Here is a 17305-nt window from a genome sequence, read left to right on the forward strand (position 1 = left end):
TGCGGTTGCATGGGGGAAGTTGGACCAAAGAGCGTGCAGGAGTGTTCACGCTGAACGATGATGAACACATCGGTACGCCGGAGTGGAGTGGGGTGGGCGACACGACGAGTCGAACGGCAGTCGGCATCACACAGAAGCACGCCCTTGCGCAGCTAGCCGGTGAGTTCAAGCGTCTTCGAGCAGAACGGCGCATGACTGTCGCGGCCTTGGCGGGTAGAGCCGCCTTGGGGCGGACTACTGTGAGTAAAGCGCTGAACGGGGCCACCGTTCCGACTGAAGAGACTGTCATCGCTCTGGCTCGGGAGCTCGGTGCTGCCCCTGAGCCGCTGCTCGAACTACGCCGTGCGGCGCTGCCTCGTGCTGATGCGCTCGATCCCGCGGTGCGGGGCGAAACTTGGGATGCGACCCTTGATGCTCCAAAGGGCGAGACGGCGTTTGAGAGGCAGTACTGTCGGTATGTTGACAACCGATGGGGGAAACTGTCTGTCATCGGGTTAGATGCGGCTCGTCCGGAGCGATCATCGTGGCCCCTAGATGTCGCCTATTTGGGATTGAGCCTCGGGGAATCAAATACAAGGCCGCTCTCTCAAGACTCAAATAGAGCAACGAAGCGGCCAGCGACAGGAATACACGTCGAACAAGGATTTGCCGACCGAACGCGAATCCTGATACGCGGATTGGCGGGGTGCGGAAAGACCACTTTGCTGCAATGGCTCGCCGTCAGCGCCGCACGCGGAAACTTTCCCGAAAGCCTGTCTCACCTAAATGATCGCGTTCCCTTTCTTCTGCGTCTAAGAACTCTAACGCGTGCCGGTGGTCTTCCGGCGCCAAGCGGCTACCTGGCGTCAACTGGATGCCAATTGGCTGATGGTCAGCCGCAAGGCTGGGTCGACGACATCTTGACGCAAGGCCGAGGCCTCATTCTGGTTGATGGGATCGACGAAGTTGCTCAAGATCGTAGGGATGAAACGCGGGCATGGTTGCAAGAGCTGCTGGCATGCTATCCCGATAACTTCTTCGCAGTAACCACTCGCCCCAACGCCGTTCGTGAGGGGTGGCTCTCGGAATTTGAGTTCAGTGAACTCACCATTCAGTCTATGACTCCAAAAGAGGTGGCAGTCTTTATTGATCGATGGCACGCGGCGGCTTCGGCGAATGCCTCAAGTGAAGAGGAAAAAATACAGCTGGGTCTACTTAAGGAAAAGCTGAGGGATTCAGTTCGAGCGCAGCGTGGACTGGCGCAGATGACCACCTCTCCTTTGCTATCGGCTTTGGCTTGCGCGCTTCATAGAGACCGGCACGGCCATCTCCCGAACGGACGAATGGAGCTTTACGAGGCCGCACTCAGCATGCTGTTGTATCGCCGCGATAGAGAGCGGCAGATTAAAACTGGAGGAATCAGCCTAAGCGAACGTCAGAGCTTCCGCCTATTGCAGCGGTTGGCATACTGGATGGTAGATAACGGGCAAGACGAAATGAGCCGATATGATGCCGTGCATCACATCGCAGATGCTCTACCTTCCATGCCTGAAGTTGCTTGTCAAGGATCTGCTGAGCAGATTCTTGAACATCTTATTGAGCGCAGCGGAATCTTACGCGCGCCTGACGATGACACCGTTGACTTCGTGCATCGAACTTTTCAGGATTATCTAGCCGCCAAACTAGCTGTCGAAAGGAGAAATTTCGGCGTCTTGGCAAATAATGCGCATGACGATCGCTGGGAAGATGTTATTCGCATGGCAGTAGCTCACGCTAGTCCCGCAGATGCGCAACAACTGCTGCGGAGGTTGATTTCCCGTGGAGATCGGAATACCTCCAACGCGGATGTGCGGCATCGACTGCACCTGCTGGCTGCCGCCAGCCTTGACTACGCTGCCGAGCTGGATCCCGAGACCCGAAATGAAGTGCGCTCACGCGCTGCAGCCGTTCTTCCCCCGCGTAACGCGGATGAGGCTGCGAGGCTAGCTAGAGTTGGCCCAGTAATTCTGGACCTCCTCCCAGGACCCGAAAATCTAAAAGGTCCCGAAGCCGCGGCAGTCGTTCACACGGCAGGACTTTTGGGCGGCGATCAGTCTCTGACGCTATTGAAACGCTACCGGCAGTGCACGAAGGGCGAAGTGCCTTTCTATCTGCAGCTCCATTGGAATCGACACGATATTGCCGAGTATGCGCGCGAGGTGCTCTCTCACGCCGATCTGGATTATCTGACGGTCAGTACGCCTGAACAGATTGCCGAATTGCACAGGATCAAGATTCCCCCTTCAGTTACATTCCAAGGTGACTTTACGGCAGAACAAATTGCGGCAGTGCCAGATGCAAAGCGTATTTCATCTCTGGATATCGGCTATAACTCCGAGCTGAGCGACATGCAGTTTATAGGTGCATATCCGCGAACTCGGCGGCTTACATTGGATATATGTAAAGGGCTTGACGATCTGTCTGCGCTGAATGATTCCAGTGTGAAATCCTTGAGTATCTGGAAGTCCGATCCCGACTCTCTGAGGAGCCTAGTATTCCTCAGAGGCTTGGCAGAGTTCAGGATTAATTCGCATGGTCAATTTGAGAGTCTCCGTGACTTCATGCCACTCTCCGAGTTGACCTCCGTCTACCTCGGGCCGATGAATTGTGGATCCTTGTCCGGGGTGAGCGACTGGCCTACAATCGAAGACTTCTCGATCTATGCATATGGGCCAGTAGAAGGTTTTTCCGATCTGGTAAATCTTCCGAATCTGCGGAGCCTTGACATCCAGGGGCCCCTTGCTGCCTTAATTGCCAGCCGCGCACCAGTCATGGCCCAAGTTCAGCGACTGGTCATCTCCTACACGGAAGCTATGGATCTGCGCAGTGCGCAGGATAAGTTCCCTGGCTTGAAGGAGTTCAGGATTCTCTGTGATAAATCCCAAGTGGTTGACCTGTCGCCTCTGCGGGATGTCGGTGAATTCGTGATTCGGATTGAAGGCGCAGGAGAGGTGTGCGGCACTGATGGCTTCACGCCCCAGAGGCTAATTGAGCACTGAATTTCCTGCCCTCTGCGAGCCGCAGATACACAAGCGGTCGGCGGAGCGGCTTTGGGGTGGCGCTGCTTTGGCGCGAGTGATCATGGCCCCGTAAGCTTCCGGCGCGTCGGGCAGTCTGTGGACCTGCCCGGTAAAGCACGACGTTGGAGCCATGATCTTCGAGGCTCGAGCCAACGTGGCTCCGTAAAAGCCGTGGAGCCGACCGCCCTAGCCACGGCCTACCCCTTCTCTGGGCATCAGGTGGCTGCACGCTTTGAGCGCGGTACAGGCGCCGGGCGGGCTGGAGCGGGGCGGAGACAGGAGCGCAGGCCCGGCCGGGGGGCCGGGCCGCGCGCGGCGAGCGGAGCGAGCCGACTTGATGAAGTAGGGAAAGTCTTATCCCGCTGGGGCGAGGTGCTTGCCGTCGTGGCTTCGTACGTAGGGGCCGTTGCCGTCCAGGGCGTCCAGGAGTCTGATCGCGTAGACCTCGGCCATGCGGTCGCTGACCTCGTCGGGTGTGAGCCAGGAGACGGCCGTGGACTCGCTTGAGGTGCGTTCGGTGCCGCCGGAGGGCTTGCAGCGGAAGACCAGGGCGACGATGGCTCGGGTGGTGTTCTTGTAGACGCCGGTGAGTTCGTCTACCTCGACGTGGACGCCGGTCTCTTCCCAGACTTCGCGGGCTGCACCGGCCTCGGGGGTCTCGTTGAGTTCGAGTACGCCTCCGGGGAGTTCCCAGGTGCCGTTGTCGGCTCGGCAGCAGGAGTCCGGCTATGTCTTCATCACCCGTACCGGCCGCCAGGTCGAGCCGCGGAACGTCTACCGCTCCTTCACTCGCGTCGCCGAGTCCGCCGGCCTCCGCGTGATCCGGTTGCACGATGCTCGGCATGGCACCGCCACGCTACTCACGGCGACTGGAGTCGCGCCCCGTGTCGTGATGGAGATCCTCGGACACTCGTCGATCAGCATCACCATGGATGTCTATACGCACGTCGTGCAGGACACGCAGCGCGAGGCCATGAGTCACATGGACCGGCTGCTCAGGAAGCGGCGCCCTGATCGTGGGTGATCGCCCGCGTTGATGTCAGAAGTGGATGTCAAAGGCCACCTAGGAACGTTCCTAGGTGGCCTTCTCCCTTGTGCCCCCGGCAGGATTCGAACCTGCGACACCCGCTTTAGGAGTTCCTTAGGGACGGGGCCGTGAACTGCGGGAATGCTGACAAAACGCGCCCTGGTCAGGCAATCACAACGCCATACTTCTCACATCTTCGCGGGGCTTCCCGTGCTCATATGTGCTGAACATGTGCCGTGCTCTGGGTTGGACGCCGATCGTGGGCCGGCGTGGCATACGGTGCAGGCCGGGGCGCGCCGACGCATGCGTGGAGGCATTTTGTGGTCACCTGTGATCGCGGGCGACCGACAAGAAGGGTCCAGTCATGCGGGTGGTACTCCTGGCGGATCCGGATGCGCCGACGGAGATCGCTCAGCGTGTGGCGCGGAGACTTCCCGATCGGCTCGCCGAAAAGTCGGGCCTGGGGAGACGGTTCGACGTCGAGGTGGTCAGTGAGCCGTTCACCTCGGGGACGGAAGACCCGCCCACCTTGATGCGCCGGATGAGGGACCGCGGACGTGCGGAAAACTGGGACATCGTCGTGGGCCTCACCGATCTCCCGCTGCACTCGCATGGGCGCAAGCTCGTGGTCGATCTAAGTCATGAAGACGGCTTGGCGCTGCTGTCCCTTCCCTCGCTGGGGGGCCTGCGGCTGCAGACGAGGGCCCGGCGAGCCGTGGAGGAAGCCGTACTCAGCTTGGCGGAAGCGCGCGCCGGGGAGGGCGGGGGAGCTGGGTCGAGCCGGCTGTCGCTCGGGCCTTCCGTCGGCCGTCACGCGCCTGTCCAATCAGACCCGGTCGATGAGGAGGAATCTGCCGACCTGAGGTACGTCACCAGTGGGCCGCGCGGGTACCTCAGGGTTCTGGTCGGCATGGTTCGCGCCAACCGGCCGTGGCGGTTGGTGCCGGGCCTGTCGAAGGCCCTGGCGGCCGCACTCGCCACGGGAGCCATCGCCACGGTGAACTCCACCGTCTGGAGCCTCGCCGCGTCTCTGAGCACGCCACGCCTCGTGATCGCCATGGTCGGGTCCGTCGCGCTCATGATCGGCTGGCTGATCGTGGATGCGAACCTGTGGCATCGAACGGTGGAGGGGTCACCGGAGGCGAGGAAGCAGGCGGCCCTCTACAACATCTCGACCGTCGTGACTGTGGGTATCGGCGTGGTCGTCTGCTACGCGGGTCTCCTGGTCATCAACTTCGTCTGGGCGTTGTTCATCCTCAACGACAGGGTGTTCGCCTCCTTCACTCGAAACCCGCTGGACGCCACGGAGTACTGGACGCTGTCCTGGTTCGTCGCTTCGATCGCCACGGTGGGCGGCGCCCTCGGATCGGGCTTGGAGACCGACGAGGCGATCCGGGCAGCCGCCTACTCCAAGCGCGAGCAAGAGCGTCGCCGCATGCTGCAGAACGATCAGGACCACTAGCAAGACGCGTCTACGGGGCAACGACAGAGCCCGGAGAATTGCGCTGATAGGGCGGTGCGTTGCTGTTACGCGTAGAGGTCCACGGGGACCCGGACAGCATGCCGCCGGAACACTGGAGTTTCGCCCGGCAGGACGGCGGCACCACCGTTCCCCCTTGATTCGGGTGAACGGCCCGCAGAGGCGTGCCGGAGCCCAGTGGCCCCTCGCAGCGACTCACGGGAGTCAGGTTCTACGCCGTCTCAACCCGTCAGTGCCGTGCTCGAGCAGCGGCACCGAAAGAAGTCATCATGAAAGCAGCGGTATACGAAGGTCCGCGAACGGTCGCAGTGAAGGACGTACCGGACCCGAAGATCGAGCACCCCTGCGACATCATCGTCAAGATCACCGCTACCAACATCTGCGGTTCTGACCTGCACATGTACGAGGGCCGCACCTCGTTCGAGTCCGGCCGCACGCTGGGACACGAGAACATGGGCCAGGTCGTGGAGGTCGGCCCGGCCGTGAGCAAGGTGAAGGTCGGCGAGTACGTGGTTCTGCCTTTCAACATCGCCTGCGGCTTCTGCAAGCAGTGCGAGCGAGGGCTGACCAACTACTGCCTGACCATGCAGCCGGAACCCGCCCTCGCCGGAGCCGCCTACGGTTTCGCCGACATGGGCCCCTACCAGGGTGGCCAGGCGGAACTGCTGCGCGTCCCCTACGGTGACTTCAACGCGCTGCGCCTGGGCGAGGACGCCGCCGAGCGGCAGACCGACTACGTGATGCTCGCCGACATCTTCCCCACCGGTTACCACGCCACCGAGATGGCCCACGTCAAACCGGGTGACCAGACGATCATCTTCGGGGCGGGCCCCGTCGGGCTGATGGCGGCCTACTCCGCCGTGCTCAAGGGCGCCGGCCGTGTCTGGGTGGCCGACCATCAGCCCGACCGGCTGGGCAAGGCGGAGGAGATCGGGGCCATCCCGATCAACACCGCCGAGCAGGACGCGGCGGAGGTCGTGAAGGAGGCGACTCTCGGTCTGGGCGCCGACAACGGGTGTGAGTGCGTCGGGTACCAGGCACATGACCCCGAGGGCCACGAGGACGCCAGCCTCACCCTCAACAACCTGATCGACTCGGTCAGGTTCACGGGCGACATCGGTGTGGTGGGCGTTTACCTGCCTCAGGACCCTGGCGGCGAAGAGGCCCAAGGTGAGCTGGAGGCACAGGGCAAGGTGCCCATCGACTTCGGCATGATGTGGTTCAAGGGTCAGCACATGGGGACCGGCCAAGCGCCGGTGAAGAGGTACAACCGGGCACTGCGGGACCTGATCGCCGGCGAGAAGGCGACGCCGAGCTTCATCGTCTCCCACCAACTCAGCCTGGACGAGACCCCCACCGCCTATGAGCACTTCGACGCCCGTGACGAGGGCTGGACGAAGGTGGTGCTGCATCCCGACGGCCACGGCAACGGCCACAAGCGGTAGGGGCCCCGAGGACCGCAATCCGATGCCCACCCCCGTGCCGGCCCGACCGACGCGTGGCTAGCGGTCCGGGTCGGGGGCCGGCCCCGGCAACAGGTGACGACGCCGGGGTCTGGCGCGCCGGACCTCACGGTAGACAGCACACGTCCTGCAGGACGTGTGCGCACACCCGTCAGCAGACCAGCGCAGATGTCAGTCGGCCGCGGGTACCGAACTCCTCACCGGCCGGTGGCCTTCCGGGCCCGCGGCACGGAACAGGCTGCCCGCCTGCTCCCGGTGCTCGTGCACCAGGTGGATCGACATCGCACCCTCACCGGCCGCCGCGGCCACCCGCTTGACCGAACCGCTTCTGACGTCGCCGGCGGCGAAGACGCCGGGAAGGGTGGTCTCCAATGGCAACGGACCACGGCCGAGAACAGCCCACCGGGCCGGATCGGCCAACGGCTGGGCGTCGGCGCCGGTGAGGACGAAACCCTTCTCGTCCAGAGCCAGCACATCCCTGAGCCATTCCGTGCGCGGCCGGGCTCCGATGAACACGAACAGCGCCGCGGCTTGCAGTTCTCGCCGTCGGCCGCTCGTGTTGTCCTCCACCAGCAGCGCTTCCAGCTTTTCCGACCCGAAGACGCGTCGGACCTCGGTGTGCAGCAGTACCTCGATCTTCGGGTGCCGTTCCACTTGGTCGACGAGGTAGCGCGACATGTCCGCGTTGAGGTCGTCGCCCCGGACGAGGAGCTGGACCCTGGACGCGTGGTTCGCGAGGAACAGCGCCGCCTGTCCGGCGGAGTTCCCGCCGCCGACCACCGCGACCGGATCGGCCCGGCAGAGGCCGGCCTCGTGGACGGTCGCCGCGTAGTAGACGCTGATGCCCTCCAGACGGTCGATGCCGGGCACCTCGAGTCTGCGGTACCAGACGCCCGAAGCGAGCACCACGGCGTTCGCACGAGCCCTCGACCCGTCGGCGAAGGTGACGACGTACTCGTCGTTCTGAGGAGTGAGCCCGGTGACCTTGGCGGGCACCATGAGGCGGGCGTCGAACTTGCGGGCCTGGAGCACCGCGCGTTCGATGAGTTCGCCCCCGGAGATGCCCGACGGGAAGCCGAGGTAGTTCTCGATGCGGGACGAGGTACCGGCCTGGCCACCGGTGGCCACAGCGTCGACGACGGCGGTGGTGAGGCCGTCGGAGGCGCCGTACACGGCGGCGGCGAGTCCCGCGGGGCCCGCACCGACCACCATCACGTCGTACCGCCCTGTCTCCGGCGAAGGAGCGGGCAGCCCGATGATCCGGGCGAGTTCGGCGTTGCTCGGGTTGCGCAGCACCTGGTCGCCCTTCCAGAGGACCACCGGAGTCTCCTCGGGGCGGATCGCGAACCGACGCAGCAGCGCCTCCGCTTCTTTGTCCTTCTCCAGGTCTACCCAGCGGTGGGGCAGCCTGTTGCGGGCGGCGAACTCACGCAGCCGCAACGTGTCCGGTGAATAGCACGATCCCAGGATCCGGAAGCCCGCGCCGAGGCCGATGAGCAGATGTCTGCGGCCCAGGTATGCGCGGAGAATCAGGTCACCGAGGACGGGATCGCGGCCGACCAGGACGCGTTGCCGGTCCACCGGTACGGCCAGGATCTCGCCCGGCTCGCGCACCACGGCGGTGTCGAAGGCAGCCTGGCCCTCCAGCAATCCGAGTTCGCCCAGGAAGCGGCCGGGTCCGTGGACCGCCACCGTGCGCTCCTCGGGTCCGCCGTGGTCGTGGACGATCTCGACGGTCCCGCTGAGGATCGCGAGGAACTCCCGGAACGGCTCACCCTCGCGGTACAGCATCTCGTTCTCGGCCGTCCTGCGGCGCTCCCCGTGCGGGGTCAGGACCTGGAGCTGCTCCGGTGAGAGGCGCGGGAAAGCCCCGTACTGGTCCGGTGTCTCGCGGGGTCCACCCTGCCCGTGCTCGGCGCTGCTCATCAGACCATCGCCTCGTGGACGTAGCACCAGCGCCAGTTCTCCCCGGGCTCGAAGGACTGCACGACGGGGTGACCGACGCCGGCCGCGTGGCGACTGGCGTGCTTGAGGGGCGAGGAGTCGCAGCAGCCGACGTGCCCGCAGGTGAGGCAGAGCCGCAGGTGCACCCACGGGGAGTGGACCCTGAGGCACTCCTCGCATCCTTCCGGGGTACGCGGACTCACGGGACGCACCATCGCCAGGTGCGGGTCGGGGATCGTAACCATGAGGGGGTGCTCCTTCCTGGGCAGTGGCTCTCCTTCGCGGCTGTGCGCGGCAGCGCGCCGAGCGTCTACGGCAGCACGGAGGCCAGTGACTTCGGCAGTCCGGACTTGAGGTGGTTCCACTCGCCTTCGCTCACGTGGCGTTCCAGAACCTCCAGCACGGTGTGCACGACTCGTTCGACGCCACCGTCGACCGCGTAGGGAAACTCGTCCCGCACGCGCTGGAGGAACTCCTCGCCGCTGAGTTTCACCGGTGTCTCGGACGGCTTCCAGCCGTCGTAGTAGACGCCTCGGATCAAAGTGGGCAGCTGCGCCCCGAAGTGCGCGGCCCCGTCGACGGAGAGGCGGTCCCGTAGCCGGTGCAGGACGGCGCGCAGTGCGGCGTACGACTGCTTACGGCGCTCTTTGGGCCAGCCGTTGGCTTCCTCGATCTCCCTGAGGAGCCGGTTCGCCTTGTCCACCATGGTGTCGAAAGAGGAAAATCCTGTCTCGGTCATGACCGGGCTCCCTTCGCTCCCGGCGGGCCGGCGGTGCCGGACCGCGGTCCCGCACCGCCGGGCTCCCGGGTCAGCGATCGCCGCTCTCGCCGCTCTCGGTGATCTGGATGTGACGGGGCTTGGCGACCTCCGCCTTGGGGACGGTGACCGTGAGTACACCGGCCGACATCTCCGCTGTGACCTTTTCGGTGTCCACCTCGCCCGGCAGCCGCAGCCGGTACTCGAAGGCACCGGTTCGGCGGGCGCGGCGGCGCAGGACGCCGCTGCGCTCCTTTTCCTTGATCTCTCCGGTGACCACCAGTTCCTGTCCGTTGGCCTCGACGTGGATGTCCTTGCTCTTGACGCCAGGAAGTTCGATCTCGACCTCGAAGGCGTCATCGGTCTCCGTGACGTCCGCGAGGGGGGTCCAGGCGGCTGCGGGCGCGGCCGCCCCGCCCACCGTCGATTCGAGCAGTCCGCTCATCTGGTTGAGCAGTTCGTCGAATTCCGTCAGTGGATTACGGGCCCACCCGAGAGGCCGCTCTGCTGTCGCGCCACCGCGGTGGCTGCGGACGGGCATGTTCATCACCGATCACCTCCGCTTTCTCGTCGGTCCGGTCGGCCTGCCATGGCCTGGTCGACCCAATCCCGGAGGACGTGCGCGGGTGCCGCGCCGGCCTGCCGGGCGACCGTCTCGCCCCGGTCCAGGACAAGCAGTGTGGGCACCGCCTGCACCTCGAACCGTTGGCTGAGCAGTGGGTTCTTGTCGACGTCGACCTTGACGAGCTTGATCCGTCCGGCAAGGTCGCGAGCCACTTGTTCGAGGGCGGGGCTGACCATGCGGCAGGGGCCGCACCAGGTCGCCCAGAGATCGACGACGACGGGCACCGTGGCCTGCTCGACGACCTCGCGGAAGTCGCCGTCGCCCGCGTCGACGATCCAGGGCAGGTACTGCTTGCAGTGACCGCACCTGGGGCGTCCCTCGGCGGTCACGGGAATCCGGTTCTCGCGCCCGCAGTGCGGGCAGGTCACCGTCGTCGTCCGGCTGGTGTTCACGCGGCCCTCGCTTCCCGGGCGGCGGCCTCCCGCTGGTCGTAGGTGACCACCAGCTCTCCGTTCTCGGTGTCCACGCGGACCGTCGCGCCGTCCCGGACGTCGCCGCGCAGAAGGGCGCGCCCGACCAGTGTCTCCACCTCGTGGGAGATGTAACGCCGCAGCGGGCGCGCTCCGTACACCGGGTCGTAGCCCTGATGGGCGATCGCCTCACGCGCCTGATCGGTGAGTTCGACCTCGATGCGGCGCTCGGCGAGCCGCTGTCGCAGTTCGTCGAACTGCAGCTCCACGATCCGCTCGATCTGGCGCTCGCCGAGCGGCTTGAACAGCACGATGTCGTCCACGCGGTTGAGGAACTCCGGGCGGAAGTGCCCGCGCAGTTCGCCCATGACCAGGGCGCGGGCGTCCGGCTTGATCTCACCCTCGGCCGTGACGCCGTCCAGGAGGTGCTCGGAGCCGATGTTGGACGTCATGATGATCACGGTGTTGCGGAAGTCGACGGTACGGCCCTGGGCGTCGGTGATGCGGCCGTCGTCGAGGACCTGCAGCAGCGTGTTGAAGACATCGGTGTGCGCCTTCTCGATCTCGTCGAACAGCACAACGGAGTACGGCTTGCGGCGTACGGCCTCGGTGAGCTGGCCGCCCTCCTCGTAGCCGACGTATCCGGGCGGTGCGCCCATGAGCCGGCTGACGGTGTGCCGTTCCTGGTACTCGCTCATGTCGAGGCGGACCATGTTCTCCTCGGAGTCGAACAGGGCCCGGGCGAGGGTCTTGGCCAGCTCGGTCTTCCCCACGCCGGTGGGGCCGAGGAAGACGAACGACCCGATGGGGCGGCGCGGGTCGCGGATGCCGGAGCGGGCGCGGATGATGGCGTCGGCGACGAGCTTGACGGCCTCGTCCTGGCCGATGACGCGCTCGCGCAGGATCTCGTCGAGACGCAGCAGTTTCTCCCGTTCCCCCTCCTGGAGACGGGCGACGGGAATGCCGGTCCAGGCGGCGACGATCTCGGCGATCTCCTCCTCGGTGACGACCTCGCGCAGCAGCCGGTTCTCCCCTTGCTTGGAGGCCAGCTGCTCCTCCTCGGCGGCGAGCCGGCGCTCCAGGTCCTGGAGGCGGCCGTAGCGGAGTTCGGCGGCGCGGTTGAGGTCGTAGGCGCGTTCGGCCTCCTCCGCCTCGTGGCGGACCTGCTCCAGTTCCTGGCGCAGTTCCTGCACGCGGCGGATCGCCTGCCGTTCGGCCTCCCACTGGGCGTGTTTGGCGTCGGCCTCGCCGCGCAGGTCGGCCAGCTCCCTGCGCAGTTCCTCCAGGCGGGCTTCGCTGGCGGGGTCGGTCTCCTTGGACAGGGCCGCCTCCTCGATCTCCAGACGGGTGACCCGGCGGGTGATCTCGTCGAGTTCGGCGGGCATCGAGTCGATCTCGGTACGCAGCCGGGCGCATGCCTCGTCGACGAGGTCGATGGCCTTGTCGGGCAGGAACCGGTCGGTGATGTAGCGGTGGCTCAGGGTGGCCGCGGAGACCAGCGCGGTGTCCTGGATCTTGACGCCGTGGAAGACCTCCAGGCGTTCCCGCAGCCCGCGCAGGATGGAGATCGTGTCCTCGACGCTGGGTTCGTCCACCAGGACCTGCTGGAAGCGGCGTTCGAGGGCGGCGTCCTTCTCGATGTGCCGGCGGTACTCGTCGAGTGTGGTCGCGCCGATCATGTGCAGTTCGCCGCGGGCGAGCATCGGCTTGAGCATGTTGCCCGCGTCCATGGCCCCTTCGGCGGCGCCGGCGCCGACGACGGTGTGCAGTTCGTCGACGAAGAGCAGGATGTTTCCCTCGGCGGCCTTGACCTCGCTGAGCACGGCCTTCAGGCGTTCCTCGAACTCGCCGCGGTACTTGGCGCCGGCGACCAGGGAGCCCATGTCGAGGGCGAAGACGATCTTGTCGCGGAGTCCTTCGGGTACGTCTCCGCGGACGATGCGCTGGGCGAGGCCCTCGACGATGGCGGTCTTGCCGACGCCGGGGTCGCCGATCAGGACGGGGTTGTTCTTGGACTTGCGGCTGAGTATCTGGGTGACGCGGCGGATCTCGGAGTCCCGGCCGATGACCGGGTCGAGCCTGCCGTCCCTGGCCTCGGCCACGAGATCCCGGCCGTACTTCTCCAGGGCCTCGTAGGCCACTTCCGGGTTGGCGGAGGTGACGCGCTGGTTGCCGCGCACCTGGGTGAGCGCGCCCAGGAACGAGTCCGTCGTGATGCCGGCCCGGCCGAGCAGTCGTCCGGCGGCGGTCGAGGAGCCCTCCCCGGCCAGGGCGAGCAGGAGGTGTTCCACGGACACGTACTCGTCCTTGAGGCGCTTGGCCTCCTGTTCGGCGGTGTCGAGCAGGCCGGCGAGGCGCTGAGTGACGAAGACCTGGCCGGGCGCCGCGCCGGGGCCGGTGACCCGGGGGCGGCGGGAGAGTTCGTCGCGCACGGCCTCGCGCAGTTCCTTCGGCTCGGCTCCCGCCTGCTGCAGCAACCGCGGGATCAGACCGTCCTCCTGGTCGAGAAGCGCGAGCAGCAGGTGTTCCCCGTCGACCTCGGTCTGTCCCATGCGGGCGGCCGCGGTCTGGGCCTCCTGGAGGGCTTCCTGGGATTTCTGGGTGAGACGGTTCATGTCCATGGGGGTGTTTCACTCCTCGTGCCGCGGACGCGCAGGGCGGACTCGAGCAGACTGATGCGGTCGAGCAGGTCGAGCACCAGGCCGATGGCCGCGTAGTTGAGGCAGAGTCCGGCGCGCAGCCGCTGGATGCGGGCGAGTACCGCCGGGGCCGTGGGATCGAACACCAGCTGTCCCGCGGCGTCGCGTTCGGCGTCGACCAGCCCCAGGGCGACGAACCGGCGGACGAGATCGGGGTGGAGGCCCGAGCGGCGGGCCACGGCGTCCAAGGAGAGCCTCGGTGCGGGCACGAGTGCGAACCGGACGGCCGTGGAGGCGGTCACGTCGGCGGGCGTCCGGACCGGGCGGTCGCCCAGCCCGGTCCGGACGGGGCCTGCCGCTCTCTCGGGTCGGTCTTTCATCGTGTCCTCCTGGGGTCGAAGGAAGAGGTGGCGGCGAGCTCCTCGAACAGTTCGCGCTCCCGGTCGCCGAGGGTGGACGGCACCATGACACGGACTTCGGCGTACAGGTCGCCGCCGGCACCGCGGGGATTGGGCATGCCCTCGCCGCGCAGTCGCAGCCGCCGGCCGCTGGACGAGCCCGCGGGCACCGTGACCTTGGCCGTGCCACCGCCGGGGGTGGGCACCGGCACGGTCGCGCCCAGCGCCGCCTCCCAGGGGGCCACCGGGAGCTGCACGTGCACGTCGCGGCCTTCCAGCCGGAACCGGGGATGGGGCTGGAGACGCACCCTCAGGTACAGGTCGCCTCCCGGGGCGTCGCCGCTGCCCCGGCCGCCCTCGCCGGCCAGCCGGATGCGCTGCCCGTCGGTGACGCCCGGCGGCACGTCGACGTCGTACCGCCGCGGCTGCCCGCCGGGGCCGGCGAGCGTGACGGTGCGGCGGCCGCCCCTGTACGCCTCCTCGACGGTGAGCGGCAGCTCGGCCTCCTGGTCGGCTCCCGGTACACCGCCGGGGGCCGCGCCCGCGCCGAAAAGCGAACCGAGCAGATCCTCGATGTCGACACCCTCCCCCGCGAAGTCGTCGCCGAAGCCGGTGGCGTACCGGACGCGGGGGCCGCCCGTGCCCGCGGGCCCCCGGGCGCGGAACCCGCCACCCGCTCCGGCCGCGACCCGTTCGTCGAAGTCTTCGGGGATCTTGCGGAAGTCCTCGCCGAAGCGGTCGTACCGGGCCCGGGTCTTCGGATCCGAGAGGACGCTGTACGCCTCGTTGAGGTCCTTGAAGCGTTCCTCCGCTCCCGGATCCTTGTTGACGTCGGGGTGGTACCTGCGGGCGAGCTTGCGGTACGCCTGCTGGATCTCGTCCTGGCTCGCGGTCCGCGACACGCCCAGCACCTCGTAGAAGTCCCGTGCCATGACCCGTCACTCCCGCTTCGCGACCGTCACGGCGGCGGGCCTGAGCTGCGTTTCACCGTCGCCGTAGCCGGGGCGCAGCACCTCGACGACGGTGCCCGGTGCGGCGTCGGGGTCCTGGACGACGCCGACGACCTCGTGCCGGGCCGGGTCGAAGGCGACACCGATCTCCGCGTGCCGCGGGTAGCCCAGCAGTTCGAGGACGTTCACCGCCTGGTCCCGGACCGCCCGGATGCCCTCCACGATCGCGCCGGGGGCGGTACCGGCGTGGTTCAGGGCGAGTTCGAGGTTGTCGATGACGGGGAGGAAAGCCGCTGCGGTGCGGGACCGTTCCGCGGCCCGTTCCCGTTCCAGCTCCCTGGCGTGGCGCTTGCGGAGGTTGTCGAGGTCGGCGAGCGCGCGCCGCCAGCGGTCTTCGAGTTCCTGGACCGCGGTCGCATATTCGTCGTCGGCGGGCTCGGGGCCGGCGGTGTCGGATTCCGACGCGTCGTGCGCCGCTTCCTGCCCGGGCGCCGGGTCCGGACGCGGCACATCCCCGTGAGGCGGACGTCCGGCTTCCGGAGCCGACTCGGCCGGGTCCGACGCGGCGCGGTCGGGTTCGTTCGGCTGGGTGGGCATGGCGTGCCTCAGTCCTTGTCGAACTCGGCGTCGATGACGTCGTCGTCACCGCCACCGGCGGGACCACCGTCGGCGGTGTCTTGGCCGGGCCCGCCCGCGGCGGTGGCGCTCTGCTGGGCAGCCGCCAGCCCGGCCAGCACCTGCTGGAGTTCGGAGGTCAGCGGCCGTACGCGCTCCACGCCCGCCTCCTCCTTGACCGCCGCCCGAGCATCGGACACGAGCATCTCGGCGCGTGCCTTCTCGTGCGCCGGGGCGGCGTCGCCCAGCTCGGCGAGGCGCTTCTCGACCTGGTAGGTGACCGCGTCCAGCTCGTTGCGGGCGTCGACGGCCTCGCGGAGTGCCTGGTCCTCGCCCTGGTTGCGCTCGGCCTCCTGGACCATCCGTTCGACCTCACCGCGGTCCAGGTTCGAACTCTCGCTGATGGTGATGCCCTGTTCCTTGCCAGTGTCCCGGTCGCGGGCCTTGACCTCGAGGATGCCGTTGGCGTCGATGTCGAAGGTGACCTCGATCTGCGGTTCGCCCCGCGGCGCCTGCCGGATGTCGGTGAGCTGGAACCGGCCCAGCACCCGGTTGTCGGCGGCCCGCTCGCGCTCGCCCTGGAGAACCACCACGTCGACGGCCGGCTGGTTGTCCTCGGCGGTGGAGAAGGTCTCGCTGCGGCGTACCGGGATGGTGGTGTTCCGTTCGATGATCTTCGTCATCACGCCGCCACGTGTCTCCACCCCGAGCGACAGGGGCGTGACGTCGAGCAGCAGGACGTCCTTGACCTCGCCCTTGAGCACCCCGGCCTGGATCGCGGCGCCCAGGGCCACGACCTCGTCGGGGTTCACGCTCATGTTGGGATCCTTGCCGCCGGTCAGCCGGCGCACCAGGGCCTGGACGGCGGGGATACGGGTGGAACCGCCGACGAGGATGACCTCGTCGATGTCGCTCTCGCCGACCTTGGCATCAGCCATGGCCTGCTGGACGGGGCCCAGGCACCGCTCCACCAGGTCGCTGGTGATCTGCTCGAACGTGGAGCGCATCACCGAGTCGGTGAGGTGCTTGGGACCCGAGGCGTCGGCAGTGATGAACGGCAGGCTGACCTGCGTCTGCGTCACCGAACTCAGCTCTGTCTTGGCCTTCTCCGCCGCCTCGAAAAGCCGCTGCAGTGCCTGCGGGTCCTTGCGCAGATCGACGCCGTTCTCCTTCTGGAAGTCGTCCGCGAGGTGATCCACCAGACGCCGGTCGAAGTCGTCACCGCCCAGGTGGCTGTCGCCGGCGGTGGACCGTACCTCCACTACGCCGTCGCCGACGTCGAGGATGCTCACGTCGAAGGTGCCGCCGCCCAGGTCGAAGACCAGCACCGTCTCGTGCTGCTTCTTGTCCATGCCGTAAGCGAGGGCGGCCGCCGTCGGCTCGTTGATGATCCGCAGCACCTCCAGTCCCGCGATCCGCCCGGCGTCCTTGGTGGCGGTGCGCTGGGCGTCGTTGAAGTAGGCGGGCACCGTGATGACCGCCTCGGTCACCCGCTCGCCCAGCTGCCTGGAGGCGTCGTCGGCGAGTTTGCGCAGTACCTGCGCGCTGATCTCCTCGGGCGCGTACAGCTTGTCGCCCACCTTGAAGCGGGCCGCCCCGCCGTCGCCCTCGACGACGTCGTACGCGACCGCTCTGGCCTCGTCGGAGATCTCGTCGAAGTGCCGGCCGATGAACCTCTTGGCCGAGTAGATGGTGCCCTTCGGGTTGAGGATGGCCTGGCGACGGGCCAGCTGGCCCACCAGGCGCTCACCGGTGTCGGTGAAGGCCACCACGGACGGTGTCGTGCGGTTGCCCTCGTTGTTGGGCACGACGGACGGTTCGCCGCCCTCCCACACGGCGATCACCGAGTTGGTGGTGCCCAGATCGATGCCCACTGCCTTGGCCATGAGGATCTCCTCCTGCTGCGGCGGCCCGCGCCGACTCTCCGGATCACGTTGGTTCACTTACGACCGGAACCTC

13 protein-coding genes and 2 pseudogenes are annotated in these 17305 nt (G+C 66.9%); 4 read left to right on the forward strand and 11 right to left on the reverse strand.

Annotated elements, in window-relative coordinates; translation table 11 throughout:
* Positions 1-41 precede the first annotated feature (41 nt).
* The gene (locus B9W62_RS22230) at positions 42-3017 is read left to right on the forward strand and encodes an NACHT domain-containing protein (RefSeq protein WP_179235607.1); all 2976 of its coding nucleotides are present in this window, start codon (positions 42-44) and stop codon (positions 3015-3017) included.
* A gap of 375 nt (positions 3018-3392) precedes the next feature.
* On the opposite strand, the pseudogene B9W62_RS22235 reads toward B9W62_RS22230, so the two are convergent.
* A pseudogene (locus B9W62_RS22235) lies at positions 3393-3749 on the reverse strand (NUDIX hydrolase); the annotation flags it as partial.
* Positions 3750-3753: 4 nt separating this feature from the next.
* Between B9W62_RS22235 and B9W62_RS22240 the strand changes: the two are divergent.
* The 3 genes and pseudogenes from B9W62_RS22240 to B9W62_RS22250 all read left to right on the forward strand — a co-directional run.
* Positions 3754-4062 (forward strand): annotated as a pseudogene (locus B9W62_RS22240) (tyrosine-type recombinase/integrase); the annotation flags it as partial.
* A gap of 367 nt (positions 4063-4429) precedes the next feature.
* Positions 4430-5527, forward strand: coding sequence for a hypothetical protein (locus B9W62_RS22245; protein ID WP_179235608.1), 1098 nt, complete (start codon positions 4430-4432; stop codon positions 5525-5527).
* 287 nt (positions 5528-5814) lie between these two features.
* Positions 5815-6990, forward strand: a complete 1176-nt coding sequence (locus B9W62_RS22250) for a glutathione-independent formaldehyde dehydrogenase (RefSeq protein WP_087808815.1) — start codon at positions 5815-5817, stop codon at positions 6988-6990.
* Between the two features lie 189 nt (positions 6991-7179).
* Here the strand turns inward: B9W62_RS22250 and B9W62_RS22255 are convergent, their stop codons facing one another.
* The 10 genes from B9W62_RS22255 to dnaK all read right to left on the reverse strand — a co-directional run bounded on the left by B9W62_RS22255 (position 7180) and on the right by dnaK (position 17232).
* The gene (locus tag B9W62_RS22255) at positions 7180-8934 is read right to left on the reverse strand and encodes an FAD-dependent oxidoreductase (protein ID WP_087808816.1); all 1755 of its coding nucleotides are present in this window, start codon (positions 8932-8934) and stop codon (positions 7180-7182) included.
* Positions 8934-9197: a UBP-type zinc finger domain-containing protein gene (locus B9W62_RS22260; protein WP_087808817.1), complete on the reverse strand. Its 264-nt coding sequence runs from the start codon at positions 9195-9197 to the stop codon at positions 8934-8936. Before B9W62_RS22260 ends, B9W62_RS22255 begins: the two co-directional genes overlap by 1 nt.
* 65 nt (positions 9198-9262) lie before the next feature.
* Positions 9263-9691, reverse strand: coding sequence for a DUF2267 domain-containing protein (locus tag B9W62_RS22265; RefSeq protein ID WP_087808818.1), 429 nt, complete (start codon positions 9689-9691; stop codon positions 9263-9265).
* A 70-nt stretch (positions 9692-9761) separates the two neighbouring features.
* Positions 9762-10256, reverse strand: a complete 495-nt coding sequence (locus B9W62_RS22270) for an Hsp20/alpha crystallin family protein (protein ID WP_087808819.1) — start codon at positions 10254-10256, stop codon at positions 9762-9764.
* Positions 10256-10726 carry a thioredoxin gene (trxA, locus tag B9W62_RS22275; protein ID WP_087808820.1) on the reverse strand — a complete coding sequence of 157 codons (471 nt, stop codon included), beginning with the start codon at positions 10724-10726 and terminating at the stop codon, positions 10256-10258. Before trxA ends, B9W62_RS22270 begins: the two co-directional genes overlap by 1 nt.
* On the reverse strand, positions 10723-13365 hold the full coding sequence (gene clpB, locus B9W62_RS22280; protein ID WP_087808821.1) for an ATP-dependent chaperone ClpB: 2643 nt from the start codon (positions 13363-13365) through the stop codon (positions 10723-10725). The genes trxA and clpB overlap by 4 nt, the downstream gene beginning before the upstream one ends.
* Positions 13356-13763 (reverse strand): chaperone modulator CbpM, encoded by a 408-nt coding sequence (locus B9W62_RS22285; protein WP_087808822.1) that lies wholly within the window; start codon positions 13761-13763, stop codon positions 13356-13358. Before B9W62_RS22285 ends, clpB begins: the two co-directional genes overlap by 10 nt.
* Positions 13760-14713 carry a DnaJ C-terminal domain-containing protein gene (locus B9W62_RS22290; RefSeq protein WP_087808823.1) on the reverse strand — a complete coding sequence of 318 codons (954 nt, stop codon included), beginning with the start codon at positions 14711-14713 and terminating at the stop codon, positions 13760-13762. The genes B9W62_RS22285 and B9W62_RS22290 overlap by 4 nt, the downstream gene beginning before the upstream one ends.
* A gap of 6 nt (positions 14714-14719) precedes the next feature.
* The gene (grpE, locus tag B9W62_RS22295) at positions 14720-15328 is read right to left on the reverse strand and encodes a nucleotide exchange factor GrpE (RefSeq protein ID WP_087808824.1); all 609 of its coding nucleotides are present in this window, start codon (positions 15326-15328) and stop codon (positions 14720-14722) included.
* 8 nt (positions 15329-15336) lie between these two features.
* Positions 15337-17232 (reverse strand): molecular chaperone DnaK, encoded by a 1896-nt coding sequence (gene dnaK, locus B9W62_RS22300; protein WP_087808825.1) that lies wholly within the window; start codon positions 17230-17232, stop codon positions 15337-15339.
* Positions 17233-17305 lie beyond the last annotated feature (73 nt).

The sequence above is a fragment of the Streptomyces sp. CS113 genome (assembly GCF_002188365.1).
Taxonomy (GTDB): Bacteria; Actinomycetota; Actinomycetes; order Streptomycetales; family Streptomycetaceae; genus Streptomyces; species Streptomyces tendae.

Bases quoted from the DNA above. Each gene is read 5' to 3' on its own strand.
- B9W62_RS22245 (WP_179235608.1), top strand. From the start codon at position 4,430: ATGCGGGTGGTACTCCTGGCGGATCCGGATGCGCCGACGGAGATCGCT.
- B9W62_RS22250 (WP_087808815.1), top strand. From the start codon at position 5,815: ATGAAAGCAGCGGTATACGAAGGTCCGCGAACGGTCGCAGTGAAGGAC.
- B9W62_RS22255 (WP_087808816.1), bottom strand. From the start codon at position 8,934: ATGAGCAGCGCCGAGCACGGGCAGGGTGGACCCCGCGAGACACCGGAC.
- B9W62_RS22260 (WP_087808817.1), bottom strand. From the start codon at position 9,197: ATGGTTACGATCCCCGACCCGCACCTGGCGATGGTGCGTCCCGTGAGT.
- B9W62_RS22265 (WP_087808818.1), bottom strand. From the start codon at position 9,691: ATGACCGAGACAGGATTTTCCTCTTTCGACACCATGGTGGACAAGGCG.
- B9W62_RS22270 (WP_087808819.1), bottom strand. From the start codon at position 10,256: ATGAACATGCCCGTCCGCAGCCACCGCGGTGGCGCGACAGCAGAGCGG.
- clpB (WP_087808821.1), bottom strand. From the start codon at position 13,365: ATGGACATGAACCGTCTCACCCAGAAATCCCAGGAAGCCCTCCAGGAG.
- B9W62_RS22285 (WP_087808822.1), bottom strand. From the start codon at position 13,763: ATGAAAGACCGACCCGAGAGAGCGGCAGGCCCCGTCCGGACCGGGCTG.
- B9W62_RS22290 (WP_087808823.1), bottom strand. From the start codon at position 14,713: ATGGCACGGGACTTCTACGAGGTGCTGGGCGTGTCGCGGACCGCGAGC.
- grpE (WP_087808824.1), bottom strand. From the start codon at position 15,328: ATGCCCACCCAGCCGAACGAACCCGACCGCGCCGCGTCGGACCCGGCC.
- dnaK (WP_087808825.1), bottom strand. From the start codon at position 17,232: ATGGCCAAGGCAGTGGGCATCGATCTGGGCACCACCAACTCGGTGATC.